This window comes from Bradyrhizobium sp. NBAIM08 (assembly GCF_020193935.1).
Lineage (GTDB): Bacteria > Pseudomonadota > Alphaproteobacteria > Rhizobiales > Xanthobacteraceae > Bradyrhizobium > Bradyrhizobium yuanmingense.
Genome location: NZ_JADYVR010000047.1, coordinates 1 through 1,240, shown reverse-complemented (window position 1 = coordinate 1,240; position 1,240 = coordinate 1). Strand labels below are relative to the sequence as shown.

The 1,240-nt window shown below is 60.7% G+C and carries 1 protein-coding gene; it reads left to right on the top strand.

The features are described 5' to 3' along the window. Window positions 1–80 precede the first annotated feature (80 nt). A protein-coding gene (locus tag I6F37_RS38295) for an IS3 family transposase (protein ID WP_225131587.1) occupies window positions 81–1,183 on the top strand; the annotation gives its coding sequence in 2 pieces (ribosomal slippage) (window positions 81–342 and window positions 342–1,183; 1,104 coding nt in all). The last annotated feature ends 57 nt before the right edge of the window (window positions 1,184–1,240 follow it).

Here is a 1,240-nt window from a genome sequence, read left to right as displayed (position 1 = left end):
TGATCTGAGGCCGGCAAACTGGACCATTTTTGGCTAGAGTTGGCGCTGCGTAAATCCCTCGACTGGGAGGAGCGACGACGATGAAGGCCTCGAAGTTTTCGGACGCCCAGAAGGCGTTTATCCTGAAGCAGGGCAATGACGGGGTGCCGGTTGCGGATATCTGCCGCAAAGCCGGGATCAGCCAGGCGACCTATTTCAATTGGAAGAAGAAGTATGACGGGCTGCTGCCGACGGAGATGCGCCGGTTGAAGCAGCTCGAGGACGAGAATGCCAAGCTGAAGAAGCTGGTGGCTGATCTGTCACTCGACAAGGAGATGCTGCAGGACGTGATCCGCCGAAAGCTGTGAAGCCTGGTCGGAAGCGCAAGCTCGTCGATGAGGTTTGCGGTGAGTGGCAGGTGTCGATCCGCAAGGCCTGTGCGGCCCTCGAGTTCGACCGGTCGACCTATCACTACAAATCTCGTCGCTCCGACCAGGCGACCCTCGAAGCTCGGATCAAGGAGATCTGCCATGTTCGCGTTCGCTACGGCTATCGCCGCGTCCATGTGCTGCTGCGCCGCGACGGATGGCATCACGGCCAGAACAAGACGCGTCGCATCTATCGCGAATTGGGCCTGCAATTACGCAATAAATCGCCCAAGCGCCGGGTCAAGGCCAAGCTGCGCGACGACCGGCGGCCTGCGACGCGGGTCAACGAGACCTGGGCGATGGACTTCGTTCATGATCAGCTGGCCACCGGCGGCAAGCTCCGGGTGCTCACGATCGTCGATATCTTCTCCCGCTTTTCGCCCGCGCTGGAGCCGCGGCTCACCTTCCGCGGCACCGACGTCGTGGAGGTGCTGGAAAGGGTTTGCAATGAAGTGGGACTCCCGGCGACGATCCGCGTCGATCAAGGCAGCGAGTTTGTGTCGCGCGATCTTGACCTGTGGGCCTATCAGCGTGGCGTCACGCTGGACTTCTCACGGCCTGGCAAGCCGACCGACAACGCCTTCATCGAGGCGTTCAACGGCCGCTTCCGAGCCGAATGCCTCAACGCCCATTGGTTCCTGTCGCTTGCGGATGCCCGGCAAAAGGTGGAGACTTGGCGTAGATACTATAACGAAGAACGCCCCCACGGCGCGATCGGCAATCGGCCGCCGATTGTGCTCCAAAATCACGTCGGCGCCACCAGCCCGCCAACGTGATCAGAGGCGCAAAACTCTAGTTCCGGGTGGTCCAAAGTTCGGTCTCGCTGCACAAAA